The sequence below is a fragment of the Streptomyces sp. Wb2n-11 genome, assembly GCF_001049855.1.
In the GTDB taxonomy this organism is placed as follows: domain Bacteria; phylum Actinomycetota; class Actinomycetes; order Streptomycetales; family Streptomycetaceae; genus Streptomyces; species Streptomyces altiplanensis.
In genome coordinates this window covers 4,750,595-4,777,097 of record NZ_CVPB01000001.1, presented here as the reverse complement: position 1 = coordinate 4,777,097, position 26,503 = coordinate 4,750,595, and the positions used below count along the sequence as shown (strand labels likewise).

The window sequence follows — 26,503 nt, the reverse complement described above, 5'->3', positions numbered from 1 at the left end:
TGCGGTCGGCGGGTGGGGATCCGGCGACCGCATCCTGCCCTGCTTTCAGCGAAGAATGGCGGAATTCACCTGCTGTTGCTTTCTGTTGTTTCCTGAACTTTCCGTCGTCGGCACAACAGAGCGGCGGCACCTCCGCACGAGGTGCCGCCGCTTCTTTGTTGCGCCGGAGCCGTTGCCGGTCCGTTCGAGGGTTGGGGTGGACCGACGGGAGCTCCGGTGGTCCCGCTAGCGCGAGTCGCTGCCCGTGGACTGGGCCGCCGCGCGGCCCGCCTCCAGGCGCGCCACCGGGATCCGGAAGGGCGAGCAGGACACGTAGTCCAGCCCCACCTCGTGGAAGAAGTGCACCGACTCCGGGTCACCGCCGTGCTCGCCGCAGACGCCGAGCTTCAGGTCGGGGCGCGTGGCGCGTCCGGCCTCGACGGCCGACCGCACCAGCGAGCCGACGCCGTCCCGGTCGATCGTCTCGAACGGGGAGACCCCGAAGATGCCCTTCTCCAGGTACGCCGTGAAGAAGCTCGCCTCGACGTCGTCGCGGGAGAAGCCCCACACGGTCTGGGTGAGGTCGTTCGTACCGAAGGAGAAGAACTGCGCGGCCTCGGCGATCTGGCCGGCGGTCAGCGCGGCGCGCGGGAGCTCGATCATCGTGCCGATGGTCAGCTTCAGCTTCGTGCCGGTGGCCGCCTCGACCTCGGCGATGACCTGGTCGGCCTCCTCGCGGACGATCTCCAGCTCCTGGACCGTGCCGACGAGCGGAATCATGATCTCCGCGCGCGGGTCGCCCTTGGCGTTCTTGCGGTGGGCGGCCGCCTCGGCGATGGCGCGGACCTGCATCGCGAACAGACCCGGGATGACCAGGCCCAGCCGTACACCGCGCAGACCCAGCATCGGGTTCTGCTCGTGCAGCTTGTGCACGGCCTGGAGCAGGCGCAGGTCGTTCTCGTTCGCGTCCTTGCGGGACTCGGCGAGGGCGACGCGCACCGACAGCTCGGTGATGTCGGGGAGGAACTCGTGCAGCGGCGGGTCGAGCAGCCGCACCGTCACGGGCAGACCGTCCATCGACTCGAACAGCTCGATGAAGTCGGCCTTCTGGAGCGGCAGCAGCGCGTCCAGCGCCTGCTCGCGCTCGTCGTCCGTGTCGGCCAGGATCAGCCGCTCGACGAGCTCGCGGCGCTCACCGAGGAACATGTGCTCGGTGCGGCACAGGCCGATGCCCTGGGCCCCGAAGCGGCGGGCGCGCAGGGCGTCCTCGGCGTTGTCGGCGTTGGCGCGCACGCGCAGACGGCGCACCCGGTCGGCGTACGCCATGATCCGGTGCACGGCGGCGACCAGTTCGTCGGCGTCGTCGGCGCCCGCGTGCATGCGGCCCTCGAAGTACTCGACGACCGGGGACGGCACGACGGGCACCTCACCGAGGTACACCTTGCCGGTGGAGCCGTCGATGGATACGACGTCGCCCTCCTCGACGACGATCCCGCCCGGGGCCGTCATCCGGCGGCGCTTGGTGTCGACCTCGATCTCCTCCGCGCCGCAGACACAGGTCTTGCCCATGCCGCGGGCGACGACGGCGGCGTGCGAGGTCTTGCCGCCGCGCGAGGTCAGGATGCCCTCGGCGGCGATCATGCCGTCGAGGTCGTCCGGGTTCGTCTCACGGCGGATGAGGATGACCTTCTCGCCGGAACGCGACCACTTGACGGCCGTGTACGAGTCGAAGACCGCCTTGCCGACCGCCGCGCCCGGGGAGGCGGCGATGCCGCGGCCGAGCTTCTCGGTCTTCGCCTCCTCGTCGAAGCGCGGGAACATCAGCTGTGCGAGCTGGGCGCCGTTGACGCGCTGGAGCGCCTCGGCCTCGTCGATGAGGCCCTGGTCGACGAGCTGCGTCGCGATGCGGAAGGCGGCGCCGGCGGTGCGCTTGCCGACACGGGTCTGGAGCATCCACAGCTGGCCGCGCTCGATGGTGAACTCGATGTCGCAGAGATCCTTGTAGTGGGTCTCCAGCGTCTCCATGATCCGCATGAGCTGGTCGTACGACGCCTTGTCGATGTGCTCGAGGTCGGCGAGCGGCACGGTGTTGCGGATGCCGGCGACGACGTCCTCGCCCTGCGCGTTCTGCAGGTAGTCGCCGTAGACGCCCTGGTGGCCGCTGGCGGGGTCGCGGGTGAAGGCGACGCCGGTGCCGGAGTCGGGGCCGAGGTTGCCGAAGACCATGGAGCACACGTTGACGGCCGTGCCGAGGTCGCCGGGGATGCGCTCCTGGCGGCGGTAGAGCTTGGCACGGTCGGTGTTCCACGAGTCGAAGACCGCGTTTATGGCGAGGTCCATCTGCTCACGCGGGTCCTGCGGGAAGTCGCGTCCGGCCTCGTCGGAGACGATCTTCTTGAACTTGCGGACCAGCTTCTTGAGGTCGGCCGCCTCCAGGTCGGTGTCGACCGTGACCTTCCTGGCGTGCTTGGCCTGCTCCAGCGCCTCCTCGAAGAGCTCGCCGTCGACGCCGAGGACGGTCTTGCCGAACATCTGGATGAGACGGCGGTACGAGTCCCACGCGAAGCGCTCGTCGCCGCCGGCCTGCTTGGCGAGGCCGGTGACCGACTTGTCGGAGAGCCCGATGTTCAGGACGGTGTCCATCATGCCGGGCATGGAGAACTTGGCGCCCGAGCGGACGGAGACGAGCAGCGGGTTGTCGGCCTGGCCGAGCTTCTTGCCCATCTTCCGCTCGAGGGCTTCGAGGTGCGCGCTGACCTCGTCGCGCAGGGCGTCCGGCGCCTCGCCGCTGTCGAGGTAGACCTTGCAGGCCTCGGTGGTGATGGTGAAGCCCGGCGGGACCGGCAGCCCGAGGTTGGTCATCTCGGCGAGGTTGGCGCCCTTGCCACCCAGCAGGTCCTTGAGGTCCCTGTTGCCCTCGGTGAAGTCATAAACGAACTTCTGCCCCTGGGGCTCGGTGGCTACCTGGGGTTCTTTGTTTTCCGACACGGGTCTCGACTCCTCGAGGACGCGGTGGCTGCCCTGACGGCGAGGAACATACCCAGATCGAAGGTGCCTGGGTACGTCCACCTGACTGTCATGCGGCCTTAACCACTCGTCCGCCAGCAGATCGAAAGTGGTCAACTCCTGCGGAGCGACCAACCCATTCATTCAAGTGTCTTACACATCAACACGGAGAGCATCGAACTTCCCGCACATCGGCACCACAGAGTGACGGGTGATTTGATCGATCAAAACAAAAAGAGGTGGCACCCAGTGCCACCTTTTGAGAGGTGCAGCCCCACCTGATGTGCTCATCTGAGCAATGAGCACATCAGGCGTGGCGAGAATCACGTCACAGATGAGACCCGAACGAGACCCGAATCTCAGCCTCCGGACGTGTCCAGCTCGGCCTCCACGCTCACGCCCGAGCAGTCGTACGGGTCCTTCAACCAGCCATCGGGCAGGACAACACGCCCATTGCCGGACGAACGGCCCCGCGGCCCGTCCGCCCCTTCGGGCCACGCCTGGTCCAGATTGAGCTCGCTCAAGTGAGCGTCCATTTCATCCAGGGATGAGGAGATTGCAAGCTTCTTACGCATCTCCGAACCCACCGAGAAGCCCTTGAGGTACCAGGCGACATGCTTACGGAAGTCAATGACCCCGCGTGCCTCGTCCCCGATCCACTCCCCGAGCAGTTCCGCGTGCCTGCGCATCACCGCGGCGACCTCGCGCAGCGTCGGAGCGGCGTACGCGCCCGTGCCCTCGAACCCGGCGACCAGGTCCCCGAACAGCCACGGCCGCCCCAGGCAACCGCGCCCGACGACCACGCCGTCGCAGCCGGTCTCGCGCATCATCCGCAGCGCGTCGTCCGCCGACCAGATGTCGCCGTTCCCGAGCACCGGGATCTCCGGCACGTGCTCCTTGAGGCGCGCGATGGCGTCCCAGTCGGCCGTACCGCCGTAGTGCTGGGCGGCGGTCCTCCCGTGCAGGGCGATCGCCGTGACGCCCTCCTCGACCGCTATGCGCCCGGCGTCGAGGTAGGTGAGGTGGTCGTCGTTGATGCCCTTGCGCATCTTCATCGTCACGGGCAGCTCGCCCGCGTTGGACACGGCCTCGTTCAGGATCGCCCGCAGCAGCGGCCGCTTGTACGGAAGCGCCGAGCCGCCGCCCTTGCGCGTCACCTTCGGCACCGGGCAGCCGAAGTTCAGATCGATGTGATCGGCCAGGTCCTCGTCCACGATCATGCGGACCGCCTTGCCGACGGTGACCGGGTCCACCCCGTACAGCTGAATGGACCGAGGTGTCTCGGCCGCGTCGAAGTGGATCAGGTGCATGGTCTTCTCGTTGCGCTCGACCAGCGCCCTCGTCGTGATCATCTCGCTCACGAACAGCCCCTTGCCGCCGGAGAACTCGCGGCACAAGGTGCGGAAAGGGGCGTTGGTGATGCCGGCCATGGGGGCGAGCACCACCGGCGGCTGCACGGAGTGCGGGCCGATGGACAGCGTGGGGGACAGGGGGAGGGCGGTCGTCATGGCCCCATTGTCCCGCACGACGAGAGTCGTTAGTGAGCCGTACTATCGACTCATGCCCGAGCTCAGCCACCGGCGGCGGTCGCTGGTGCTGGCGATCTGCTGCATGAGCCTGCTGATCGTCAGCCTCGACAACACCGCGCTCAATGTCGCCCTCCCTTCCATGCGGAAGGAACTGGGCGCGTCAGTCGCCGGAATGCAGTGGACGGTCGACGCGTACACGCTCGTCCTCGCCTCACTGCTGATGCTCGCCGGCTCCACCGCCGACCGGATCGGGCGGCGCAAGGTCTTCAAGGCCGGGCTCGTGCTCTTCACGCTCGGGTCGCTGCTCTGCTCCCTCGCGCCGAACCTCGAATCGCTCGTCGCCTTCCGCATGGTGCAGGCGGTCGGCGGCTCGATGCTCAACCCCGTCGCGATGTCGATCATCACCAACACCTTCACCGAACCGCGCGAGCGGGCCCGTGCGATCGGGGTGTGGGGCGGGGTGGTGGGCATCTCGATGGCCGCGGGCCCGCTGGTCGGCGGACTGCTGGTGGACTCGGTCGGCTGGCGGGCGATCTTCTGGGTCAATCTGCCGGTCGGACTCGCCGCGCTGCTGCTGACCGTCCGGTACGTACCCGAGTCGCGCGCCCCGAAGGCGCGCCGCCCCGATCCCGTCGGACAGCTGCTGATCGTCGCGCTGCTCGGGTCGCTCACGTACGCGATCATCGAGGCGCCCCTGGCGGGCTGGACGTCACCGCTCATCCTGACGTTCGCGGGAACGGCCGCGCTGTCCCTCGTGGGGCTCCTCGTGTACGAACCTCGGCGGGCGGAACCACTGGTCGACCTGCGGTTCTTCCGGAGTGCGCCGTTCAGCGGTGCGACGGTGATCGCCGTGTGCGCGTTCGCCGCGCTCGGCGGCTTCCTCTTCATGAACACCCTGTACCTCCAGGACGTACGTGGGTTCTCCGCTCTGCACGCCGGCCTCTACATGCTCCCCATGGCCGCGCTGACGTTCGTCTGCGCACCGCTCTCGGGAAGGCTCGTCGGCAGCCGCGGACCACGGCTGCCGCTCCTGGTGGCCGGGGTCGCGATGGCGGCGAGCGGGGTGCTGTTCGCGGTCTTCGAGGCCGAGACGTCCACGCCCCTGCTGTTCACCGGTTACGTCCTCTTCGGCCTGGGCTTCGGCATGGTGAACGCGCCGATCACCAACACCGCCGTGTCCGGCATGCCGCGTGCCCAGGCGGGCGTCGCCGCCGCGGTCGCCTCGACCAGCAGGCAGGTCGGCCAGACGCTGGGCGTCGCCGTGATCGGCGCGGTACTGGCGGCCGGGGTGCACGGACGGTCGTACGACGACACCTTCGTGGCGGCGAGCAGGCCGGCCTGGTGGATCCTCACCGGCTGCGGACTGTGCGTACTGCTGGTGGGGGCGCTGACCAGCGGGCCGTGGGCGCTGGGGTCGGCGCGGCGGACGGCGGCCCGGCTGGAGGGGGCCGAGGCCGGTCGGGTCCCGGCGGGCGCGGCGCGCTGAGGACGGCCCGGACGCGGCAGCGGGCCCGGGCCGCGGTGTGCGGTCCGGGCCCACTGGTGTGCCTGTGCCGGAAAGCAGGTCAGCTCTGGGCGTCCTGGGCGTCCTGAGCGTCCTGAGTGCCCTCCGCGGCCGCCTCGTCGCCGTCCTCCCCGGTGGTGCGCTCGCGCATCTTGCGCAGCAGCTCCTCCTTCTGCTCGGCGGCCGTCCTGCGGTCGGCGTTGCGCGTGGGGCCGTTGTCCGCGAGTTCGGCGCGGGACATCCTCTTGCGCTGCCCGCCTACGCCGAGAAGGTTGTTGCGGCTCTTTGCCACGGGGTTCTCCCGAAGTGATGAGAAGTGATCTGCGGATTCGTCTGGTGGGGGGCGGACGGGGTCCGCCGCGCGCTCACTCGTAGATCTGGAAGAACATGCTTGTGAGAGTACCGGGCCCCGGCGCCGCCGGTCACCGGATTTCCCGCCGCCCGGCCCGGTCGGGGGACGCGAAGACCCCGGCTCCGCCGTGCGCAGCCGGGGTCTCGGAGACGTACGTACGCGTACGCCCGGGTCAGCAGCCGAGGAGACGGCCGCCCAGGTAGGACTGGATCTGGTCCAGCGAGACGCGCTCCTGCTTCATCGTGTCGCGCTCGCGCACCGTCACCGCGTTGTCGTCGAGGGTGTCGAAGTCGACGGTCACGCAGAACGGCGTACCGATCTCGTCCTGACGGCGGTAGCGGCGGCCGATGGCGCCCGCGTCGTCGAACTCGATGTTCCAGTTCTTGCGCAGGTCGGTCGCCAGGCCCTTGGCCTTGGGCGACAGCTGCGGGTTGCGCGACAGCGGCAGCACGGCCACCTTGACCGGCGCCAGGCGCGGGTCGAGGCGCATCACGGTGCGCTTCTCCATGACGCCCTTGGCGTTCGGGGCCTCGTCCTCGATGTACGCGTCGAGCATGAAGGCGAGCATGGCGCGGTTCACGCCGGCCGCCGGCTCGATGACGTACGGGGTCCAGCGCTCGCCGGCCTCCTGGTCGAAGAACGACAGGTCCTGGCCCGAGGCCTTGGAGTGGGCCTTGAGGTCGAAGTCGGTGCGGTTGGCCACACCCTCCAGCTCGGAGAACTCGCTGCCGCCGAAGTTGAAGCGGTACTCGATGTCGGCGGTGCGCTTCGAATAGTGGGAGAGCTTCTCCGCCGGGTGCTCGAACCAGCGCATGTTCTCCTCACGGAGACCAAGCTCGCGGTACCAGCTCCAGCGCTGCTCCATCCAGTATTCCTGCCACTGCTCGTCCTCGCCCGGCTTGACGAAGAACTCCATCTCCATCTGCTCGAACTCGCGCGTGCGGAAGATGAAGTTGCCCGGCGTGATCTCGTTGCGGAAGGACTTGCCCATCTGCGCGATGCCGAACGGCGGCTTCTTGCGCGAAGTCTGCTGGACCTGGGCGAAGTTGGTGAAGATGCCCTGCGCGGTCTCGGGACGCAGGTAGGCGCGCGAACCGGTGTCCTGGGTCGGGCCGAGGTGCGTCTCCAGCATGCCGGAGAACTGCTTGGGCTCGGTGAACTGGCCCTTGGTGCCGCAGTTGGGGCAGTTGATGTCGGCCAGGCCGTTCTCGGGGGCGCGGCCGTTGTGCTTGGCCTCGTACGCCTCGATCAGGTGGTCCGCGCGGTGGCGCTTGTGACAGGCGGTGCACTCGGTGAGCGGGTCGGAGAACGTCGCGACGTGGCCGGACGCCTCCCAGACCTCGGGGGCCAGAATCACGGAGGAGTCGAGACCGACCACGTCCTCGCGCGCGATGACCATGGAGCGCCACCACTGGCGCTTGATGTTCTCCTTGAGTTCGACACCCAGCGGTCCGTAGTCCCAGGCGGCCTTGGAGCCGCCATAGATCTCACTGCACGGGTAGACGAAGCCACGGCGCTTGCTCAGGCTGACGATGGTGTCGATCTTGTCGGCGGCCACGGTGCTCTCTTCATTACGACGACGAACGCGAATGATTCAGGTTACCGGCGCTCACACCCTCCGGATCAAATCGGTATCCCTGTTGAGGGGGCCGGACCCGGATCACATCCGGCATTATTGACAATCGTTTCCACTTTTGTTGAAAATGGGTGTCATGAACGTACGACGACGCCTCATACCCACCGCCGCGACCGCCGGAGCCGTCGCACTCGGCCTGATGGCCGTCAGCGCCTGCTCCTCCTCCTCCGGCGCCGCCGACAAGGACGGCAACGGCAAGCTCGACGTGGTGGCGTCGTTCTACCCCCTGCAGTACCTGGCCGAGGAGATAGGCGGCGAGCACGTCGCCGTATCGACCCTGACGAAGCCCGGCGTCGAGCCGCACGACCTGGAGCTCAGCCCGAAGCAGACCGCCGGGCTCGGCGAAGCGGACTTCGTCCTCTACCTCAAGGGCCTCCAGCCCGCCGTCGACGAGGCCGTCGCGCAGTCCGGTGCGAAGAACACCGTCGACGCCGCCGGCCTCACCCACCTCGAAGAGCACGGCACCGAGGCCGGCCACGACGAGCACGAGGGCGAAGAGCACGCCGACGAGCACGCGGACGAGCACGCGGACGAAGACGGGCACGACCACGCAGGCGCCGCCGGCGACCCCCACGTCTGGCTGGACCCCGTGAAGTACTCCGAGGTCGCCAAGGGCGTCGGCAAGGCCCTGGAGAAGGCCGACCCCGACAACGCCGCCGCGTACAAGAAGAACACCGACGCCCTGGTCGGCAAGCTCGACGGCCTGCACGCGAAGTTCGAGAGCAGTCTGAAGAACACCGACACCAGGACCTTCATCACCACCCACGCCGCCTTCGGCTACCTCGCCGAGCGTTACGACCTCAAGCAGGAAGGCATCAGCGGCCTCGACCCCGACTCCGAGCCCAGCCTGTCCCGCATGAAGGACCTCCAGAAGATCGCCGAGGAGGACAAGGTCACCACGGTCTTCTTCGAGACGCTCGCCAGCGACAAGACCGCCAGGACCCTCGCGGGCGACGCCGGCCTCAAGACCGACGTCCTGGACCCGCTGGAGGGAATCACGGACAAGTCCAAGGGCGCTGACTACATCGAGGTCATGGAGTCCAACCTCGCCGCGCTGGAGAAGGCCCTCGGCGCGAAGTGAGGCAGGCCTCCCCCGTACAACCCGGCACCCCGGCATCACCTGCAGCATCGGAGGCGAGAGCCATGAAGCCAGAGCCAGAGCAGCCCGTCATATCCCTGCGCGGCGCCACGGCCACACTCGGCTCACGTCCCGTGCTGCGCGGCGTCGATCTCACCGTGCACCGCGGTGAGGTCGTCTCCCTGCTCGGCGCCAACGGCTCCGGCAAGTCGACGGCGGTGCGTTCCGTGATCGGCCAGGTGCCGCTCACCGGCGGCACCGTCGACCTCTTCGGTACGCCGCTGCGCCGCTTCCGCGACTGGGCGCGCGTCGGGTACGTACCGCAGCGCACCACGGCCGCGAGCGGCGTTCCCGCGACCGTGTACGAGGTCGTCTCCTCCGGCCGCCTCTCCCGCGCGAAGCTGCGCTGGCCCTCGAAGGCCGACCGCGCCGCCGTGCACCGCGCCATCGAGCTCGTCGGGCTCGCGGACCGCGCCAAGGACTCCGTGAACGCCCTCTCCGGCGGCCAGCACCAGCGCGTGCTCATCGCGCGGGCCCTCGCCGCCGAGCCGGAACTGCTGATCATGGACGAGCCGATGGCGGGCGTGGACCTGAACAGCCAGGAGATCCTCGCGACGACCCTGCGCGAGCAGGTGGCGGCCGGTACGACCGTGCTGCTCGTCCTGCACGAGCTCGGCGCCCTGGAGCCGCTGATCGACCGCGCGGTGGTCCTGCGCGACGGCTGCGTCACGCACGACGGGCCGCCCCCGGAGTCCCTGGGCCAGCACGCGCTGCCCGGCCACGACCACGTACACCCGCACGCGGCTTCCGAGCCCGTCCGCACAGGACTGCTGACCTGACTGATGGAAATCCTCGAAACGGCCTTCATGCAGCGGGCGCTGCTCGCAGCCGTCCTCGTCGGCATCACCGCCCCCGCCGTCGGCATCTACCTCGTGCAGCGCCGCCAGGCCCTGATGGGCGACGGCATCGGCCATGTCGCGATGACCGGCGTCGGCCTCGGCTTCCTGCTGAGCGCCAACCCGGTGTGGATGGCGGCGCTCGTCTCGGTCGCCGGCGCCGTCGCGATGGAACTGATCCGCTGGTACGGGCGCATGCGCGGCGACATGGCGCTGGCCATGCTCTTCTACGGCGGCATGGCGGGCGGCGTCCTGCTGATCAACCTCGCGCCGGGCGGCTCCAACTCCAACCTCACCTCGTACCTCTTCGGCTCGCTGTCGACGGTCTCGGACGCGGACGTCGTGGCGATCTGTCTGCTCGCCGCCTTTGTGATGCTGGTCACGGTCGGGCTGCGGCGTCATCTCTTCGCGGTCAGCCAGGACGAGGAGTTCGCGCGGGTGACCGGTCTGCCGGTGCGCGCCCTGAATCTGCTGATCGCGGTCACCGCGGCCGTCACGGTCACCGTCGCCATGCGCGTCGTCGGACTGCTGCTGGTCAGCGCGCTGATGGTGGTGCCGGTGGCGGCGGCCCAGCAGATCACCCGGTCGTTCAAGGTCACGTTCGTCCTGTCCGTGGTCATCGGCACGGTCGTGACGCTGGCCGGCACGGTGACCTCGTACGAGTACGAAGTGCCGCCGGGCGCGACGATCGTGCTGCTGGCCATCGCCGCCTTCTTCGTACTGACCGCGCTGGCCGCTCCCCTGGCGAGGCGCCGGGCCCTGGGCGAGGCGGAGGCCGGACCGGCGGGCGGCTGTAGCGTGGAGGCCGGCGGTCTGCCGGACACCCGGCGCCCCACTGACGACGTCAAGGTCTGACCGGCGGTCGGCAGCGACCTGGCAGAATGGCCCGGCATACGTACGGGCGACCAGAGGAGGCACCTGTGACGACTGCGGGAACCCCATCCCCGGTGCGCGGCCGGTCCACCCGGCAGCGGGCCGCCGTAGCGGCCGCGCTCGACGAGGTGAACGAGTTCCGCAGCGCGCAGGAGCTTCACGACATGCTCAAGCACCGGGGCGACTCGGTCGGGCTGACGACGGTCTACCGCACCCTTCAGTCCCTCGCCGACGCCGGCGAGGTGGACGTGCTGCGCACCAGTGAGGGCGAGGCGGTGTACCGGCGCTGCTCCAGCGGCGAGCACCACCACCACCTGGTGTGCCGGATGTGCGGCAAGGCCGTCGAGGTCGAGGGCCCCGCGGTGGAGAAGTGGGCCGAGGCCATCGCCGCCCAGCACGGCTACGTGAACGTGGCCCACACCGTGGAGATCTTCGGCACGTGCGTGGAGTGCGCGGGCGCGGCGTAGGGACACGGGGCGGGGCGCCGGACGCCGTCGCGCGTCCGGACGCCGGGCGCCCGCCGGAATGCCGCCGCGCACCGGCCGGCAGACCGCCTCGGCGGCCTCCGCGGCCCGGTCGGCGTCCCGCCCCCGGTGAGCCGCGGGGCGGGATCCCGGCGGCGGCCCTTCGGCCGGCCGCCGGCCCCTCGCCGCCGCCTACATGCTGCCCGCGGCGAGCTGCTCCTCGTTCGGGACGGCGCCGCCGAAGCGGCGGTCGCGGGAGGCGTACTCGACACAGGCGCGCCACAGGTCGCGGCGGTCGAAGTCCGGCCACAGGACGTCCTGGAAGACCATCTCGGCGTACGCGCTCTGCCAGATCAGGTAGTTGGACGTGCGCTGCTCGCCGCTGGGGCGCACGAAGAGGTCGACGTCCGGCATGTCCGGGTAGTACATGTACTTCGCGAGGGTCTTCTCGTTGACCTTCGACGGGTCGAGCCTGCCCGCCGCGACGTCGCGCGCGACGGCCTGCGCCGCGTCCGCGATCTCCGCGCGCCCGCCGTAGTTGACGCAGAAGTACAGCGTCATGGCGTCGTTGTCCTTGGTCTGCTCCTGGGCGACCTGGAGCTCCTGGACGACGGACTTCCACATCTTCGGCATGCGGCCGGTCCACCGGATGCGGATGCCGAGCTCGTCCATCTCGTCCCGGCGGCGGCGGATGACGTCCCGGTTGAAGTTCATCAGGAAGCGCACCTCCTCGGGCGAGCGCTTCCAGTTCTCGGTGGAGAAGGCGTACAGGGAGAGGTTCTTGACGCCCATCTCCAGGCAGCCCTTGAGCACGTCGAGCACGACGCCCTCGCCGACCTTGTGGCCCTCGGTGCGCGGCAGTCCGCGCTCCTTCGCCCAGCGGCCGTTGCCGTCCATGACGATCGCCACGTGCTCCGGAACCAGCTCGCCGGGGATCTTCGGCGGCCGCGCGCCGGACGGGTGCGGTTCCGGCGTCTTGTATTCGCGCCGGTTACGGCCGAGAATCCCGCGTCGCGCCATGAGTTTTTCTCTCCCTCGATTCACTTCTCTACTTCTCCACGTACCGCAGCGAACGCAGTCCGCGTTCCAAGTGCCAGTGCAGATAGGCCGACACCAGCCCACTGCCTTCCCTGACGTGCCGGGCCTCACAGCTGTCCGCGGTCTCCCAGTCCCCCGTGAGCAGCGCGCTGAGCAGACCGACGGCCTCCGCCGAGGGTACGACGCTTCCGGGCACCCGGCAGTCGCCGCACACGACGCCGCCCGCCGCCACCGAGAAGAACCGGTTCGGCCCGTCGAGGCCGCAGCGCGCGCAGTCGGTGAAGCTGGGCGCGTAGCCGTTGACGGCCAGCGAGCGCAGCAGGAAGGCGTCCAGGATGAGGTGGGGGGCGTGCTCGCCGCGGGCGAGGGTGCGCAGGGCGCCGACGAGCAGCAGGTACTGCTGCACGGCGGGCTCGCCCTCGTGGTCGGTGAACCGCTCCGCGGTCTCCAGCATCGCCGTACCGGCGGTGTAGCGGCCGTAGTCCGTGACGATGCCGCCGCCGTACGGGGCGATGGTCTCGCCCTGCGTGCACAGCGGCAGCCCGCGCCCGACCAGCTCGCTGCCGCGCGAGAAGAACTGCACGTCGACGTGCGAGAAGGGCTCCAGTCGAGCCCCGAATTTCGACTTGGTCCGCCGGACCCCGCGCGCGACGGCGCGTACGCGGCCGTGACCGCGGGTGAGCAGCGTGATGATCCGGTCCGCCTCGCCCAGCTTCTGGGTGCGCAGCACGATGCCGTCGTCGCGGAACAGGCTCATACGTCCATTCTCGCCCACCTCGCGACCGCACTCGCCTCGCCGGGCCCCGCAGCGCATGGCGTATGTCACAGGCCTGCTTCTCCTCCGGTCACCGCCCACGCCGGCTGAGGGCATTGGCCGCCGCGACCTTGGCGCGCATCGTCTCGGCGATGGTGGCGGGGCGCACGTCGCCGGGAGAGCAGTCCCATTCCCGTCCGCCGCCGACGGGCCGGAGCCGAAGACGCGGCCCCCCGCTCCCCCCGACGCATCCCACGCGCCCGGTACGCGTATCGATGACGAAATCGCCTTCTTCCATTCCCTTTGACACCATGCACGCCTCTTTCTTACCCTTTTCCCTTTTCTCCCTCCACCTTGAGGCCACGCATCCGAAATCGGCAGGACGACATGCTCTGCAACCCGCTGGCACCACAAGGGAGTTAACCCATGGCCAACACATGCGGCACTCCGCACCATCAAGGGTGCCTATGAGAAGTCATAAGTGCGACTTATGAGGTCATAGGCGGGGGTCAGGTACCTGAGCAGGTAATTTCTTGCCTAGGGTGACGCTTGAGACAGTTGTCCAGTTGTCGCCGCTCGAAGGGAACCCTCATGCCCCGCCCCCTGCGGATAGCGATCGTCGGTGCCGGCCCCGCCGGGATCTACGCCGCCGACGCCCTGCTGAAATCCGAGGCGGCCTCCGAGCCCGGTGTTTCCATCGACCTCTTCGAGCGGATGCCCGCGCCCTTCGGCCTGATCCGTTACGGCGTCGCGCCCGACCACCCCCGCATCAAGGGCATCATCACCGCCCTGCACCAGGTCCTCGACAAGCCGCAGATACGCCTCTTCGGCAACGTCGACTACCCGTCCGACATCGGCCTGGACGACCTCCGCGCGTTCTACGACGCGGTGATCTTCTCCACCGGCGCGAGCGCCGACCGGGCGATGGACATCCCCGGCATCGGACTCGACGGCTCCTACGGGGCAGCCGACTTCGTCTCCTGGTACGACGGCCACCCGGACGTCCCGCGCACCTGGCCGCTGGAGGCCGAGAAGGTGGCCGTCCTCGGCGTCGGCAACGTCGCGCTCGACGTGGCCCGCATCCTCGCGAAGACCGCCGACGAGCTGCTGCCCACCGAGATCCCGCCGAACGTCTACGACGGCCTCGCCGCCAACAGGGCGCGCGAGATCCACGTCTTCGGGCGGCGCGGCCCCGCGCAGGCGAAGTTCAGCCCGATGGAGCTGCGCGAGCTCGACCACTCCCCCACCATCGAAGTCGTCGTCAACCCCGAGGACATCGACTACGACGAGGGCAGCATCGCCACCCGCCGCGGCAACAAGCAGGCGGACATGGTCGCCAAGACGCTGGAGAACTGGGCGATCCGGGACGTCGGCGACCGTCCCCACAAGCTCTTCCTGCACTTCTTCGAGTCGCCCGTCGAGGTCGTCGGCGAGGACGGCAGGGTCGTCGGACTCCGCACCGAGCGGACGCGGCTCGACGGCACGGGCAACGTCACCGGAACCGGCGAGACGCAGACGTGGGACGTGCAGGCCGTCTACCGGGCCGTCGGGTACCTCTCCGACGAGCTGCCCAAGCTGCCCTTCGACTTCACCACCGGCACCGTCCCGCACGAGGGCGGCCGCGTCATCGAGGCGGGCGAGCACCTTGCGTCGACGTACGTCACGGGGTGGATCAAGCGCGGTCCCGTCGGCCTCATCGGCCACACCAAGGGCGACGCCAACGAGACCGTCGCCAACCTGCTGGCGGATCACGGCGCGGGCCGCCTGCCCGCGCCCGCCGCGCCCGCCGAGGACGCCGTGGTGGACTTCCTCGCGGCCAAGGGCGTGGCGTACACGACGTGGGAGGGCTGGCACCACCTCGACAGCGCCGAGCGCGCGCTGGGCGCCGCCGAGGGACGCGAGCGCGTGAAGATCGTCGAACGCGAGGCGATGCTGCGGGCGAGCGAGGCCCCGGCTCAGGACTGAGCCGGGCGGACCCGGCCCGGCTCGTACGCGACGACGGGCCGGGGCCCGAGGCCGGGCCCCGGCCTTGCCCGCGATCCGGCCGACGCGGGTCTTCGCGGCGAGCGGGCTCAGGGCAAGCGTCTCGGCGACACCGCGACGGCGACAGCGACGGCCCGGAACGCGACCACGGCCCGGGGACGGCCCGCTCCCCTCGCCGGCGTACCAGCGGGCCGGTCCTGGCCGCGCCGGCCCTGGACGTGGCGTACCGGCCCCTTCGCGGGCCTCCTCTCCCGGGCGGGTCTCCGGCCCTCACCGGCAGACCCGTCGCGGGATGGCGCCTATGCGTCGCGCGTCCGGACGAGGACAGCGCTGCCGCCGGGGCGGTACGCGGGCCGCCTCGCCCCGGGGGCGGCAGGGCAGCGGTGAACGGCGGACGGTTCAGGACGGCGTGCGGGCGGTCGCGAGCAGCCGGACCGTGTCCTCGGGGCGGATCAGCAGCGCACCGCCCACGATCGTCAGCACCTCGTGCTCGGCCGGGCTGTACGGGCCGTCGGCGAGGGCGATCCTGGCGCCCTGGAGCAGAATCGATTCGCGGCCACCGGGCGCGAGGTGCGGGGCCAGCGGTCCGAGCGCCTCGTGCAGTTCGATGGCGAGCGCGGCGCCGCAGGGCTCGCCGGTCCCCTCGTACGCCCCGGGAAGACGTCCGGTGTCGGCGGCGAGCGCGTCGATGAGGGTGGTGAGCTGGTCCTCGGTGCAGTCGTCGAAGCCGGCCGCGCGCACCGCGGCGACGGCGGTCACCCTGGCCGTGCGGGAGGACGCGCCGCCCGCGGTGAGTACGGCGAGGGCGACGGTGTGGACGGCGTCGCGCAGCATCGCGGAGAGGCGGGCGGAGGTGGGGTGGCCGAGCGCGTCGGTGCTGAAGTGGTGGCGGCAGGCGGCACATTCGACGACCGGGCCCTCGTAGCCGCGCGGCAGCAGCGGGACGCCGAGGACGGTGAGGCGCCTGCGGCCCGTGCGGCGCCGGTAGTTGCGGTCGCCGCCGCAGCCGGGGCAGAAGAAGTCACCGTCGCCGACGGTGCTCCAAGCGGTGCGAATGCCCCATACGTATTGTTTCCGCCCTCGGACTGGCAGCACGTCGCACCTCCGTATCCGGCAACACTGCCGCTTTGACGTGATGTTAGCCACATCAGTGATGCCACGTCAGTACCCCGCCACGACAAGTGACGGCCCCGCCCACCGGTCCGGGTGGGCGGGGCCGGGCAGAACGTGAGGTCAGGAGCGGCCCCCCGGAGGATTCGGGGATCCGGAACTCCCTTAGCGCGCGGCCCTGTTCACCGCCGACACGACCGCCTTCAGCGAGGCGCGCGTGGTGTTGGCGTCGATGCCGATGCCCCACAGCACCTTGCCGTCGATCGCGCACTCGATGTACGAGGCGGCCTGGGCGCTCGCGCCCTCGCTCATCGTGTGCTCCTGGTAGTCCAGCAGCCTGGCGTCCACGCCGACCGCGCCCAGCGCCTCGAAGAAGGCCGAGATCGGGCCGTTGCCGGTGCCGGTCAGCACGGTGTCGACGCCGTCCACGACCGCCTCGACGGTCAGCGTGTCCCGGCCGTCCGTGTCGGTGGTGGTCTGGCCGGAGCGCAGCTGGACGCGGCCCCACGCGTTCTCCGGGTTGGGCAGGTACTCGTCCTGGAAGACCGACCAGATCGCCTTCGGCGTGACCTCGCCGCCCTCGGCGTCCGTCTTGGCCTGGATGATCCGGGAGAACTCGATCTGCATGCGGCGCGGCAGGTCCAGCTTGTGGTCGTTCTTCAGGACGTACGCGATACCGCCCTTCCCGGACTGCGAGTTGACCCGGATGACCGCCTCGTACGAACGCCCCACGTCCTTCGGGTCGATCGGCAGGTACGGCACGGCCCACTCGATCTCGTCGACCGTCTTGCCGGCGGCGGCCGCCTCCGCCTCCATCGCGTCGAAGCCCTTCTTGATGGCGTCCTGGTGGGAACCGGAGAAGGCGGTGTAGACCAGGTCGCCCGCGTAGGGGTGGCGCGGGTGGACCTCCATCTGGTTGCAGTACTCGCTGGTGCGGCGGATGTCGTCGATCTGCGAGAAGTCGATCTGCGGGTCGACGCCCTGGGAGAAGAGGTTCATGCCCAGGGTGACCAGGTCGACGTTGCCGGTGCGCTCGCCCTGCCCGAACAGGCAGCCCTCGATGCGGTCGGCGCCCGCCATGATCGCCAGCTCGGCGGCGGCGACGGCGGTGCCCCGGTCGTTGTGCGGGTGCACGGACAGGCAGACGTACTCGCGCCGGGACAGGTTGCGGGACATCCACTCGAAGCGGTCCGCGTGCGTGGACGGGGTCGAACGCTCCACGGTGGCGGGCAGGTTGAGGATGATCTCCCGGCCCTCCTCCGGCTGCCACACGTCGCAGACGGCCTCGCAGACCTCCAGGGCGAAGTCCAGCTCGGTGTCGGTGAAGATCTCCGGGCTGTACTGGTAGCCGAAGACCGTCTCCGGGCCCAGCAGCTTGTCGGCGTACTCCATGACCAGCCGCGTGCCGTCCACGGCGATCTGCTTGACCTGCTCCTTGGAGCCGCGGAAGACGACACGGCGGAAGGTCGGCGCGGTGGCGTTGTACAGGTGCACGGTCGCGCGGCGGGCGCCGACCAGCGACTCCACGGTGCGCTCGATCAGCTCTTCGCGCGCCTGGGTGAGGACGGAGATCGTCACGTCCTCGGGGATCGCGCCCTCTTCGATGATGGAGCGTACGAAGTTGAAGTCGGTCTCGCCGGACGAGGGGAAGCCGACCTCGATCTCCTTGTAGCCCATGCGCACCAGCAGGTCGAACATCTCGCGCTTGCGGGCGGGGGACATCGGGTCGATCAGGGCCTGGTTGCCGTCGCGCAGGTCGGTGGACAGCCAGCGGGGCGCTTTGGTGATCCGCCGGTCCGGCCACGTGCGGTCGGGGATGTCGACGGCCTCGTACGCGCCGTACTTGTGGACCGGCATCCCGGACGGCTTCTGCAACTGCGTCGCGTTGGTGATCGGCGTGGGGCGTCCAACGGGGGCGTTCATTGCGTGGGGCTCCTCGGTGTCCTGCGGAGGGGACGGCCGACGGTGTCGCTGCAGCGCCAGACTCCGCGGGGAGGGGGTCGGCCTATAACTACAGACCCTCGCCGCGGCAGCTAAGGAGGAGCAGCCCGTAACGCATGATGTGCCGCAGCCTAGCCCAGGGGCGCCGGGAGCGCCGGTCCTGTATCAGTATGCGGGACCGGTCACCGATAAGGGGTTGAGAGTGATCCTTCACTCGATTTCGTCAATCATGGTGACAAGGGGAGACGCTTGGGTTACGCAGTGCCACATTGCCGTCATGAAAGCCACGCATCCCGTTTTCTGCACCATCGTGCCGCCCCACGTCCTCGACAAGCTGGCCCGGGCCGACGACCCCGCGCTCGCGGGCCCCGCCCGGCGGACCCTCGAAGCGGACGCCGCGCAGCGCGCCCGCCGCCAGTTCGCCCCGGTGCTCGGCGCCGCGTCGGCGGCCCCGCCCGGGGACGCCGCCGCCCGCACCCCCCACCGCACCGTCCACGACGCGGAGCACCTCCAGAACCTGCCGGGCCGAAAAGCGCGCGGCGAGAGCGACGAGCCCCACCAGGACGCGACCGTCAACCGGGCGTACGCGGGTCTCGGCGCGACCTTCGAGCTGCTGCTGAAGGCGTTCGGCCGCGATTCGGTCGACGGCAACGGCCTGCCGCTCGTCGCGAGCGTCCACTACGGCGAGAACTACGGAAACGCCTTCTGGGACGGCGAGCAGATGGTCTTCGGCGACGGTGACGAGATCTTCCGCGACTTCACCCTCCCCGTGGACGTCATCGCCCACGAGCTGGCCCACGGCGTGACGCAGTACACGGCCAACCTCACGTACTTCGGCCAGTCCGGCGCGCTCAACGAGTCCGTGTCCGACGTCTTCGGCTCCCTGGTCAAGCAGTACGTCGACGACCGGAGCGCCGACCGGGCCGACTGGCTGATCGGCGCGGGCCTGCTGACCGAGCGGGTCAACGGAGTGGCCCTGCGCTCCATGAAGGCGCCCGGCACGGCGTACGACGACGACCTGCTCGGCAAGGACCCGCAGCCCGCGACCATGGACGACTACGTCCGCACCACCCGGGACAACGGCGGCGTCCACATCAACTCCGGCATCCCCAACCACGCCTTCTACCTGCTCGCCACCGCCCTCGGCGGCAAGGCGTGGGAGCGGGCGGGGCAGATCTGGTACGACACCCTGACCGCCGGGAACCTGGAGGCCGACGTGGACTTCACCGGCTTCGCCCGCGCCACCGCGGCCGCCGCGCAGGCCCGTTTCGGTGACGGTGAGGAGCGGGAGGCTCTGCTGAAAGCATGGTCCCGGGTCGGGGTGCCTACCGGCTGAGCCGTATCCGTACTAGAACGGAGAGCATGCGAATCGCGGTAAGACGTACGGGAGGCTTCGCCGGCATCGAGCGGTACGCGGAGGTGGACACCTCGGAACGGCCCGATGCCGGCGAGTGGCACGCCCTGGCCGAGTCGGCGGTCGCCGAAGGCCGGGGCACGCCGCCCGTCGGCGTACCGGACGGGTTCAGCTACCAGATCACGGTCGACGGGAGGACCGTCTACTGCGCGGACCCGCGGCTGACGGAGGCGCAGACCCGGCTCATCTCTCAGGTCCTCGAAGAAGGCGCGTGAAACCCGGCACGCCGGGACGCCGAGGACCGCACGGCGACCGCGCTCGTCGATTCGACGCGGCGCGGCCGGGCAGACCTGGTCATCAGCGCCGGCACGGTCGTCGGAGTCACCCACGCGAAGACCGCGGCCCGGCCGTTCGAGGACGCCGGGCCGCACGGCCACGAGTACGCCGTCGGCGCGACCGTCGCCGAGGCGGCCCTCAGGCAGCCGGGACCGGTCGCGACACCGACGTCCGATGTCGACGACACGACGGCATGACGAAGCTCTGCGGCAGCTGGGGGGCGACGACTGCCGCCCGCCGGCTCAGAACCCCAGCTTGCGCAGCTGCTTCGGGTCGCGCTGCCAGTCCTTCGCGACCTTCACGTGCAGGTCCAGGAAGACCGGGGTGCCCAGCAGGGCCTCGATCTGCTTGCGCGACTTCGTCCCGACGTCCTTCAGGCGCTGGCCCTTGGGGCCGATGATGATGCCCTTCTGGCTGGGACGCTCGATGTAGACGTTCGCATGGATGTCCAGCAGCGGCCTGTCCGCCGGGCGGTCCTCGCGCGGCAGCATCTCCTCGACGACGACCGCGATGGAGTGCGGCAGTTCGTCCCGTACGCCTTCGAGGGCGGCCTCGCGGATCAGCTCCGCGACCATCACCATCTCCGGCTCGTCGGTGAGGTCGCCCTCGGGGTAGAGCGGCGGGCTCTCGGGCAGCAGCGGGATCAGCAGGTCGGCGAGGAGCGAGACCTGGCTGCCGGCGACGGCGGAGACCGGGACGATCTCCTGCCACTCGAAGCCGAGCTCCTTGGAGAGCTGGTCGATGGCGATGAGCTGCTCGGCGAGCTGCTTGGAGTCGACGAGGTCGGTCTTGGTGACGATCGCGACCTTCGGCGTCTTCCTGATGCCCGCGAGCTCCTTGGCGATGAACTTGTCGCCGGGGCCGAGCTTCTGGTCGGCGGGCAGGCAGAAGCCGATCACGTCGACCTCGGCCCAGGTGGTCCGTACGACGTCGTTGAGCCGCTCGCCCAGCAGCGTGCGCGGCTTGTGGAGCCCCGGGGTGTCGACCAGGATCAGCTGCGCGTCAGGGCGGTGCACGATGCCGCGCACGGTGTGACGCGTGGTCTGCGGGCGGCTGGAGGTGATGGCCACTTTCTGGCCGACCAGAGCGTTCGTCAGGGTGGACTTGCCCGCGTTGGGGCGGCCGACGAAGCAGGCGAAGCCGGCCCGGTGGGGGGCCTCGGAAGACAGGGTGCGAGCGCTCATGCGTGCCATTCTCCCCGATGTACGCCCCGAGGCCGACCAGTGCGGCCCGGGGAACGGCCCTGCGGGGCTTTTCCCCTGCCCGCCCCTTCCCGCTGTGCCGTGTCGCGGCTCCGCCGCGCGGGGGCTCCGCTCCTCGGACGCCGGAGCGGCTGGATTCTCCAGCCGCTCCGGCGTCCGAGGACACGCCCGAAGGGCGTCCGCGGTCGTCAGCCCGCGGTGACGCTGCCCCGCAGCGCCCCGTCCGGCCCCGCCACCAGCACCGGCGTCCCGGAACCGCCCAGGTCCCGCACCGCCGCCCGGTCCTCCTCCGAAGCCGTGTCCGCTTCGGTCACGACCGCCGCCGCCTCCAGCGACTTCGCGCCGCTCGCGACGGCCATCGCGACCGCGGTACGCAGCGCGCTGAGCTTGAGGGAGTCCAGTTCGACGGTCCCGGCGACGTACGTGCGCCCCGTCTCGTCCCGTACGGCCGCCCCCTCCGGCACCCCGTTGCGGGCACGCGCGCTCCGCGCCAGCGTGATGATCTTGCGGTCCTCGGCGTCGAGCTCGGCGCTCGGAGTGGTCTCAGTCATGCCCAGAGCATAGGGAGCGGACCCCGGTCATCCCGCGACCGGGTACATCGACCCGCGCCGCCCCTCCGGCGAGGCCAGCCACTCCGGTTTCGCCGCCGTGTCCGCCGCCGGGAGCGGTGTGTGCAGCACGATCGCCAGGTCGGGGCGGGCCGGGACCCGCAGCTGGGCCGCCTCCATGACCAGCGTGCCGACGACGGGGTACGCATCGTGCTGGTCGCGGCGGTGGCGGTGGGTGTGGGGCTGCGGAGGCGGAAGCAGGGGCTCAGGCCCGGTCGAGCCGCAGGCGCTCCGCCTTCGGGAGGCCGGCCACCACCAGGTCGTACGAGTCCTCGATCAGCTCTCGGACCATGCGGTCCGGGAGCTTCCCGTCGACGGTGACCGTGTTCCAGTGGCGCTTGTTCATGTGCCACCCGGGGACGATCTCCTCGTGCTCCTCGCGGAGCCTCAGGGCGATCTCCGGGTCGCACTTGAGATTGACCGTGAGCGGTTCGGCGTCCAGCGCGCCGAGCGCGAAGAGCTTCCCGAGGACCTTGAAGACGGAGATCTCGGGGCCGAAGGGAAATTCCTCGGCCGCCCCGTCGAAGTCCAGACAGAACGCCCTGAGCTCCTGCGGCGTCATGCCGCCTCCTTCTTCTCCTCCGGCTCCACCAGCACTGTGACGATCTTGTTGCGACGGCCGGCCGGGGACTCGGCGGTCAGGCGCAGCGCGCGCCCGTCGGGCAGGTCCACCGTCACGGACGCGCCCGCGATCGGCACCCGGCCGAGCGCCTTGGCGAGCAGCCCGCCGACCGTCTCCACGTCCTCGTCGTCGAACTCGTCGAAGCCGAAGAGCTCGCCGAGGTCGCCGATGTCGAGCCGGGCGGTCACCCGGTAGCAGCCGTCGTCCAGCTCCTCGACGGGCGGCAGTTCGCGGTCGTACTCGTCGGTGATCTCGCCGACGATCTCCTCGAGGATGTCCTCGATGGTGACGATGCCGGCCGTGCCGCCGTACTCGTCGATGACGACGGCGACGTGGTTGCGCTCCTGCTGCATCTCGCGCAGCAGGTCGCCCGCGTTCTTCGTGTCGGGGACGAAGACGGCGGGACGCATCGCGGTGGAGACCAGCTCGGACTCGGAGTCGCGGTTGATGTGGGTCTTCCTGACCAGGTCCTTGAGGTAGACGATGCCGACGATGTCGTCCTCGTTCTCGCCGGTCACCGGTATGCGGGAGAAACCGGAGCGCAGGGCGAGGGTGAGGGCCTGGCGGATCGTCTTGAAGCGCTCGATGGAGACCAGGTCGGTCCTGGGGACCATGACCTCGCGCACGAGCGTGTCGCCGAGCTCGAAGACGGAGTGCACCATGCGGCGCTCGTCGTCCTCGATCAGGGACTCCTGCTCGGCCAGGTCGACCATCGCGCGCAGCTCGGCCTCGCTGGCGAAGGGGCCCTTGCGGAAGCCCTTGCCGGGGGTGAGCGCGTTGCCGATGAGGATCAGCAGCTGCGGGACCGGCCCCATGATCCGGGCCAGCGGGAGCAGGACGTACGCGGAGGCGGTCGCCGTGTTCATGGGGTGCTGGCGGCCGATGGTGCGCGGGGAGACGCCCACGGCGACGTACGAGACGAGGACCATCACCACGATGGCGACGGTGAGCGCCTCCCAGGTCTCGTCGAACTCCCGCAGGCAGGCGTACGTGACGAGGACCCCGGCGGCCATCTCGCAGGCCACCCGCATCAGCAGGGCCACGTTCAGGTAGCGGGTCGGGTCGGAGGCGACCTGCGCCAGCCGGGCGCCGCCGCGCCGGCCCGACCGTACGGCCTCGGCGGCCCGGAAGGTGGAGACACGGGCGATGCCGGCCTCGGCGCAGGCCGCCAGCCAGGCGACCACGACGAGGAGGACCGCGCCCGTGATCAGCTGCGCGGTCATGAAACGGTCGGCGCGGGGGACGGGCCGGTCAGGCCCTTCTCCGACCGCCAGCCGTCCACGATCGCCGCCTGGAGGCCGAACATCTCGGCCTTCTCGTCCGGCTCCTCGTGGTCGTAGCCGAGCAGGTGCAGCACTCCGTGGACGGTGAGGAGCTGGAGCTCCTCGTCCATGGAGTGCTGCGTCTCGGCGTCCTCGCCCTGCTTCTTGGCGACCTCGGGACAGAGCACGATGTCACCGAGGAGCCCCTGCGGGGGCTCCTCGTCGTCCTTGGACGGCGGACGCAGTTCGTCCATCGGGAAGGACATGACATCGGTCGGGCCCGGCAGATCCATCCACTGGATGTGGAGCTGCTCCATGGCGGCCGTGTCCACGACGATCACCGAGAGCTCGGAGAGCGGGTGGATCCGCATCCGGGCGAGTGCGTAGCGGGCGATGTCGAGGATCGCCTGCTCGTCGACCTCGGTTCCGGACTCGTTGTTGACATCGATCGACATGGTGCTGGTTCTACCCCTGCTCGTCCGTCACAGCCCTTTTTGGCTGTCGTCGTACTTCTCGTACGCGTCGACGATACGGCCGACCAGCTTGTGCCGGACCACGTCCTGCGACGTGAGGCGGGAGAAGTGCACGTCGTCGAGGCCCTCCAGGATGCCCTGCACCTGACGCAGACCGCTCTTGGTCCCGCCGGGCAGGTCGACCTGGGTGATGTCGCCCGTGATGACGATCTTCGAGTCGAAGCCGAGCCTCGTCAGGAACATCTTCATCTGCTCGGCGCTGGTGTTCTGCGCCTCGTCGAGGATGATGAACGCGTCGTTGAGGGTCCGACCCCGCATGTACGCCAGTGGGGCGACCTCGATCGTGCCCGCCGCCATCAGGCGCGGGATCGAGTCGGGGTCGATCATGTCGTGCAGGGCGTCGTAGAGCGGGCGCAGGTAGGGGTCGATCTTCTCGTAGAGCGTGCCGGGCAGGAAGCCGAGCCGCTCGCCCGCCTCGACGGCGGGCCTGGTCAGGATGATCCGGTTGACCTGCTTGGACTGCAGGGCCTGGACCGCCTTGGCCATGGCGAGGTAGGTCTTGCCCGTACCGGCGGGGCCGATGCCGAAGACGACCGTGTGCTTGTCGATGGCGTCGACGTACCGCTTCTGGTTGAGCGTCTTGGGGCGGATGGTGCGGCCGCGGCTGGAGAGGATGTTCTGGGTGAGCACCTCGGCCGGGGTCTCGGTGACCGCTTCCCCGACGCCGTCCGCCGCTCTGAGCATGGCGATCGATCGTTCCACTGAGTCCTCCGTCATCGGCTGTCCGGTGCGGAGCACCAGCATCATCTCGGCCAGCAAACGCTGGACCAGGGCGACCTCCGTCGCGTCACCGGTCGTGCTGACCTCGTTCCCCCTGACGTGGATGTCCACGCCGGGGAACGCCTTCTCGATCACGCGCAACAGGGAATCGCTGGAACCCAGAACCATCACCATGGGGTGCCTGTCCGGGACGGTGAACTGGGCGCGGGCCTGTGGCTGTGTGGGTGTCTGAGTCATGGGCCGGCACTATGGCCTGCGCATACCTCCTGTTGCAGGGTTCTCGCCGATCGACAACCTCTGGAACATCAAGCGTACGTCGGTGCACCGACAAGGCCGAGAGTTTTTCGGCGTGGCAGCTCACGCCGTCCTGCGGAAGCCGATCGTCGGGACCGCCCTGCGCAGGGGCCACACGCGGGCCGCCGCGGCCGGCAGCAGTTCGTCCAGGAAGGCGTAGCGGCGCAGTGCCTGGGGGTTCTGCCCGTCGAGCGCCTGCACCCGCTCCCACCAGCCCGCGACCTCCGACCAGCCGGGCGCCGACAGCGACCCGCCGAACTCCTGCACCGACAGGGCGGCGGTCAGCCCGGCGAAGGCCAGGCGGTCGGCGAGCGGCCAGCCCGCGAGCGTACCGGTGACGAATCCGGCGACGAAGACGTCACCGGCTCCGGTCGGATCGAGCGCCTCGACGTCGATGGCGGGGACCTCGGCGGTCTCCCCGGTCGAGCCGTCCACGGCGTACGCGCCCTCCGCGCCCAGCGTGACCACCGCGACCGGCACCTTGTCGGCCAGGGCGCGGGCGGCGGCGCGCGGGCAGCCGGTGCGGGTGTAGCGCATCGCCTCCTCGGCGTTGGGCAGGAACGCCTCGCAGTGCTCCAGGTCGGTGAGGCCCGCCAGGTCCCAGCGGCCCGTCTCGTCCCAGCCCACGTCGGCGAAGATCTTGGCGCCGCGGCGGGCGGCCGAGGCGATCCACTCCTCGGTGCGGCCGGGGGTGAGGGCGGCGACGGCGGCCCGCGCACGGGGCGGGCAGTCGGGGAAGGGGCCGGGTTCGGCGGGCGGCGGGGCCTCGTGGCCGTGGGACACCATGGTCCGCTCGCCCTCGTACGCCATGGAGACGGTGACCGGTGAGTGCCAGCCGGGCACGGTCCGGGACATGTCCAGGTCGATGCCCTCGCCGTCGGCGAGCGCGTCCCAGCAGTACTCCCCGTAGTGGTCGTCGCCGAAGGCGGCGGCCAGCGACGTGTGCAGGCCGAGCCGGGCCAGCGCGGTGGCCATGTTGGCGACGCCGCCGGGGCTGGAGCCCATGCCGCGCGCCCAGGACTCGGTGCCGCGCACGGGAGCGCTGTCGAGGCCGGTGAAGATGATGTCGAGGAAGACCGTGCCGGTGAGGAACACGTCGCAGCGGGGGCCGTCGGGGGCACGGAGTCCGTCCAGCGGATCGAGGTGCGTGGCCCCCTCCTGCTGCCCGGTGTGGTCGGTCGTCGCCGCGTGCTTTCTCACCGTGCTCACCCTGTGCTCCCGTGGTGTGGTGCGGATTCAGGCCAGTGTGCCCGATACGCGCCCACGGGGCCCGCGGTCGTGCGACGGCGCTTCCCCACGGCCGGCGGAGCGGCACGGACGCCGTCCGTTCCCCGTGGCCTCCGGTCCCGCCCGAGGCGGTCCGCCGGGCGCGGTTCGACTTCCCGCCCCCGCTCGGAAAGTATGGGGCCGCTGATCAACTCTCTGCCGG

The 26,503-nt window shown here is 70.1% G+C and carries 24 protein-coding genes and 2 pseudogenes; 9 read left to right on the top strand and 17 right to left on the bottom strand.

The annotated features are described in order from the left end of the window. Positions 1-225: 225 nt before the first annotated feature. Together ppdK and dusB are read right to left on the bottom strand one after the other, a co-directional pair. Positions 226-2,967, bottom strand: a complete 2,742-nt coding sequence (gene ppdK / locus BN1555_RS21650) for a pyruvate, phosphate dikinase (protein ID WP_093800932.1) — start codon at positions 2,965-2,967, stop codon at positions 226-228. Positions 2,968-3,344: 377 nt separating this feature from the next. After that, positions 3,345-4,493, bottom strand: coding sequence for a tRNA dihydrouridine synthase DusB (gene dusB, locus BN1555_RS21645; protein ID WP_093800931.1), 1,149 nt, complete (start codon positions 4,491-4,493; stop codon positions 3,345-3,347). Between the two features lie 52 nt (positions 4,494-4,545). Between dusB and BN1555_RS21640 the strand changes: the two genes are divergently transcribed. Further along, entirely contained in the window at positions 4,546-6,000 is a 1,455-nt protein-coding gene (locus BN1555_RS21640) for an MFS transporter (RefSeq protein WP_093800930.1), read from the top strand. Between the two features lie 79 nt (positions 6,001-6,079). On the opposite strand, the gene BN1555_RS21635 is transcribed toward BN1555_RS21640, so the two are convergent. Together BN1555_RS21635 and BN1555_RS21630 are read right to left on the bottom strand one after the other, a co-directional pair. After that, complete coding sequence (locus BN1555_RS21635) at positions 6,080-6,310, bottom strand: DUF6243 family protein (protein ID WP_093800929.1); 231 nt, start codon at positions 6,308-6,310, stop codon at positions 6,080-6,082. Between the two features lie 232 nt (positions 6,311-6,542). Continuing rightward, a complete protein-coding gene (locus tag BN1555_RS21630; protein WP_093800928.1) occupies positions 6,543-7,928 on the bottom strand; it encodes a glycine--tRNA ligase in 1,386 nt (461 codons plus the stop codon). Positions 7,929-8,082: 154 nt separating this feature from the next. Here BN1555_RS21630 and BN1555_RS21625 point away from each other — a divergent pair, with 154 nt between their 5' ends. From BN1555_RS21625 to BN1555_RS21610, 4 genes are all read left to right on the top strand, one after another. After that, positions 8,083-9,087 (top strand): metal ABC transporter substrate-binding protein, encoded by a 1,005-nt coding sequence (locus tag BN1555_RS21625; protein WP_093803546.1) that lies wholly within the window; start codon positions 8,083-8,085, stop codon positions 9,085-9,087. A 62-nt stretch (positions 9,088-9,149) separates the two neighbouring features. After that, the gene (locus BN1555_RS21620) at positions 9,150-9,923 is read left to right on the top strand and encodes a metal ABC transporter ATP-binding protein (RefSeq protein ID WP_093800927.1); all 774 of its coding nucleotides are present in this window, start codon (positions 9,150-9,152) and stop codon (positions 9,921-9,923) included. Between the two features lie 3 nt (positions 9,924-9,926). After that, a complete protein-coding gene (locus BN1555_RS21615) occupies positions 9,927-10,835 on the top strand; it encodes a metal ABC transporter permease (RefSeq protein ID WP_093800926.1) in 909 nt (302 codons plus the stop codon). A gap of 65 nt (positions 10,836-10,900) precedes the next feature. Beyond that, positions 10,901-11,320 (top strand): Fur family transcriptional regulator, encoded by a 420-nt coding sequence (locus BN1555_RS21610; protein WP_093800925.1) that lies wholly within the window; start codon positions 10,901-10,903, stop codon positions 11,318-11,320. A gap of 189 nt (positions 11,321-11,509) precedes the next feature. On the opposite strand, the gene BN1555_RS21605 is transcribed toward BN1555_RS21610, so the two are convergent. From BN1555_RS21605 to BN1555_RS40490, 3 genes are all read right to left on the bottom strand, one after another. Beyond that, entirely contained in the window at positions 11,510-12,337 is an 828-nt protein-coding gene (locus tag BN1555_RS21605; RefSeq protein WP_093800924.1) for an isoprenyl transferase, read from the bottom strand. Between the two features lie 28 nt (positions 12,338-12,365). Then, entirely contained in the window at positions 12,366-13,112 is a 747-nt protein-coding gene (recO, locus tag BN1555_RS21600; protein ID WP_093800923.1) for a DNA repair protein RecO, read from the bottom strand. An 88-nt stretch (positions 13,113-13,200) separates the two neighbouring features. Beyond that, a complete protein-coding gene (locus tag BN1555_RS40490; protein ID WP_093800922.1) occupies positions 13,201-13,407 on the bottom strand; it encodes a hypothetical protein in 207 nt (68 codons plus the stop codon). 293 nt (positions 13,408-13,700) lie between these two features. Between BN1555_RS40490 and BN1555_RS21590 the strand changes: the two genes are divergently transcribed. Continuing rightward, entirely contained in the window at positions 13,701-15,074 is a 1,374-nt protein-coding gene (locus tag BN1555_RS21590; RefSeq protein WP_093800921.1) for an FAD-dependent oxidoreductase, read from the top strand. 417 nt (positions 15,075-15,491) lie between these two features. On the opposite strand, the gene BN1555_RS21585 is transcribed toward BN1555_RS21590, so the two are convergent. Together BN1555_RS21585 and leuA are read right to left on the bottom strand one after the other, a co-directional pair. Beyond that, positions 15,492-16,187 (bottom strand): TerB family tellurite resistance protein, encoded by a 696-nt coding sequence (locus BN1555_RS21585; protein WP_255306116.1) that lies wholly within the window; start codon positions 16,185-16,187, stop codon positions 15,492-15,494. A 180-nt stretch (positions 16,188-16,367) separates the two neighbouring features. Continuing rightward, on the bottom strand, positions 16,368-18,125 hold the full coding sequence (gene leuA / locus BN1555_RS21580) for a 2-isopropylmalate synthase (protein ID WP_093800920.1): 1,758 nt from the start codon (positions 18,123-18,125) through the stop codon (positions 16,368-16,370). Between the two features lie 295 nt (positions 18,126-18,420). On the opposite strand from leuA, the gene BN1555_RS21575 reads away from it, so the two are divergent. The 3 genes and pseudogenes from BN1555_RS21575 to BN1555_RS40485 form a co-directional block, all read left to right on the top strand. Further along, the gene (locus BN1555_RS21575) at positions 18,421-19,479 is read left to right on the top strand and encodes a M4 family metallopeptidase (RefSeq protein WP_093800919.1); all 1,059 of its coding nucleotides are present in this window, start codon (positions 18,421-18,423) and stop codon (positions 19,477-19,479) included. A 26-nt stretch (positions 19,480-19,505) separates the two neighbouring features. Then, positions 19,506-19,772, top strand: coding sequence for a protealysin inhibitor emfourin (locus BN1555_RS21570; RefSeq protein WP_093800918.1), 267 nt, complete (start codon positions 19,506-19,508; stop codon positions 19,770-19,772). 69 nt (positions 19,773-19,841) lie between these two features. After that, a pseudogene (locus BN1555_RS40485) lies at positions 19,842-20,041 on the top strand (DNA-binding protein); the annotation flags it as partial. A gap of 34 nt (positions 20,042-20,075) precedes the next feature. Here BN1555_RS40485 and era read toward each other — a convergent pair. From era to BN1555_RS21525, 8 genes and pseudogenes are all read right to left on the bottom strand, one after another. Beyond that, entirely contained in the window at positions 20,076-21,026 is a 951-nt protein-coding gene (era, locus tag BN1555_RS21560; RefSeq protein ID WP_093800917.1) for a GTPase Era, read from the bottom strand. Between the two features lie 197 nt (positions 21,027-21,223). After that, positions 21,224-21,586, bottom strand: coding sequence for a cytidine/deoxycytidylate deaminase family protein (locus BN1555_RS21555; protein WP_093800916.1), 363 nt, complete (start codon positions 21,584-21,586; stop codon positions 21,224-21,226). A gap of 27 nt (positions 21,587-21,613) precedes the next feature. After that, a pseudogene (locus tag BN1555_RS21550) lies at positions 21,614-21,787 on the bottom strand (XRE family transcriptional regulator); the annotation flags it as partial. A gap of 61 nt (positions 21,788-21,848) precedes the next feature. Beyond that, positions 21,849-22,205, bottom strand: coding sequence for an MmcQ/YjbR family DNA-binding protein (locus BN1555_RS21545; protein WP_093800915.1), 357 nt, complete (start codon positions 22,203-22,205; stop codon positions 21,849-21,851). Next, complete coding sequence (locus BN1555_RS21540; protein ID WP_093800914.1) at positions 22,202-23,488, bottom strand: hemolysin family protein; 1,287 nt, start codon at positions 23,486-23,488, stop codon at positions 22,202-22,204. The genes BN1555_RS21545 and BN1555_RS21540 overlap by 4 nt, the downstream gene beginning before the upstream one ends. Beyond that, positions 23,485-23,982 (bottom strand): rRNA maturation RNase YbeY, encoded by a 498-nt coding sequence (gene ybeY / locus BN1555_RS21535; RefSeq protein ID WP_093800913.1) that lies wholly within the window; start codon positions 23,980-23,982, stop codon positions 23,485-23,487. Before ybeY ends, BN1555_RS21540 begins: the two co-directional genes overlap by 4 nt. A 27-nt stretch (positions 23,983-24,009) precedes the next feature. Next, on the bottom strand, positions 24,010-25,017 hold the full coding sequence (locus BN1555_RS21530) for a PhoH family protein (protein ID WP_093800912.1): 1,008 nt from the start codon (positions 25,015-25,017) through the stop codon (positions 24,010-24,012). 120 nt (positions 25,018-25,137) lie between these two features. Further along, a complete protein-coding gene (locus BN1555_RS21525) occupies positions 25,138-26,274 on the bottom strand; it encodes a carbohydrate kinase family protein (protein WP_093803544.1) in 1,137 nt (378 codons plus the stop codon). Positions 26,275-26,503: the final 229 nt, after the last annotated feature.

Excerpts from the sequence above, each read along its gene's own strand:
- dusB (WP_093800931.1), bottom strand. The coding sequence starts at position 4,493 with ATGACGACCGCCCTCCCCCTGTCCCCCACGCTGTCCATCGGCCCGCAC.
- BN1555_RS21640 (WP_093800930.1), top strand. The coding sequence starts at position 4,546 with ATGCCCGAGCTCAGCCACCGGCGGCGGTCGCTGGTGCTGGCGATCTGC.
- BN1555_RS21625 (WP_093803546.1), top strand. The coding sequence starts at position 8,083 with ATGAACGTACGACGACGCCTCATACCCACCGCCGCGACCGCCGGAGCC.
- BN1555_RS21620 (WP_093800927.1), top strand. The coding sequence starts at position 9,150 with ATGAAGCCAGAGCCAGAGCAGCCCGTCATATCCCTGCGCGGCGCCACG.
- BN1555_RS21615 (WP_093800926.1), top strand. The coding sequence starts at position 9,927 with ATGGAAATCCTCGAAACGGCCTTCATGCAGCGGGCGCTGCTCGCAGCC.
- BN1555_RS21605 (WP_093800924.1), bottom strand. The coding sequence starts at position 12,337 with ATGGCGCGACGCGGGATTCTCGGCCGTAACCGGCGCGAATACAAGACG.
- recO (WP_093800923.1), bottom strand. The coding sequence starts at position 13,112 with ATGAGCCTGTTCCGCGACGACGGCATCGTGCTGCGCACCCAGAAGCTG.
- BN1555_RS40490 (WP_093800922.1), bottom strand. The coding sequence starts at position 13,407 with ATGGAAGAAGGCGATTTCGTCATCGATACGCGTACCGGGCGCGTGGGA.
- BN1555_RS21590 (WP_093800921.1), top strand. The coding sequence starts at position 13,701 with ATGCCCCGCCCCCTGCGGATAGCGATCGTCGGTGCCGGCCCCGCCGGG.
- leuA (WP_093800920.1), bottom strand. The coding sequence starts at position 18,125 with ATGAACGCCCCCGTTGGACGCCCCACGCCGATCACCAACGCGACGCAG.
- BN1555_RS21575 (WP_093800919.1), top strand. The coding sequence starts at position 18,421 with ATGAAAGCCACGCATCCCGTTTTCTGCACCATCGTGCCGCCCCACGTC.
- BN1555_RS21570 (WP_093800918.1), top strand. The coding sequence starts at position 19,506 with ATGCGAATCGCGGTAAGACGTACGGGAGGCTTCGCCGGCATCGAGCGG.
- era (WP_093800917.1), bottom strand. The coding sequence starts at position 21,026 with ATGGCACGCATGAGCGCTCGCACCCTGTCTTCCGAGGCCCCCCACCGG.
- BN1555_RS21555 (WP_093800916.1), bottom strand. The coding sequence starts at position 21,586 with ATGACTGAGACCACTCCGAGCGCCGAGCTCGACGCCGAGGACCGCAAG.
- BN1555_RS21545 (WP_093800915.1), bottom strand. The coding sequence starts at position 22,205 with ATGACGCCGCAGGAGCTCAGGGCGTTCTGTCTGGACTTCGACGGGGCG.
- BN1555_RS21540 (WP_093800914.1), bottom strand. The coding sequence starts at position 23,488 with ATGACCGCGCAGCTGATCACGGGCGCGGTCCTCCTCGTCGTGGTCGCC.
- ybeY (WP_093800913.1), bottom strand. The coding sequence starts at position 23,982 with ATGTCGATCGATGTCAACAACGAGTCCGGAACCGAGGTCGACGAGCAG.
- BN1555_RS21530 (WP_093800912.1), bottom strand. The coding sequence starts at position 25,017 with ATGACTCAGACACCCACACAGCCACAGGCCCGCGCCCAGTTCACCGTC.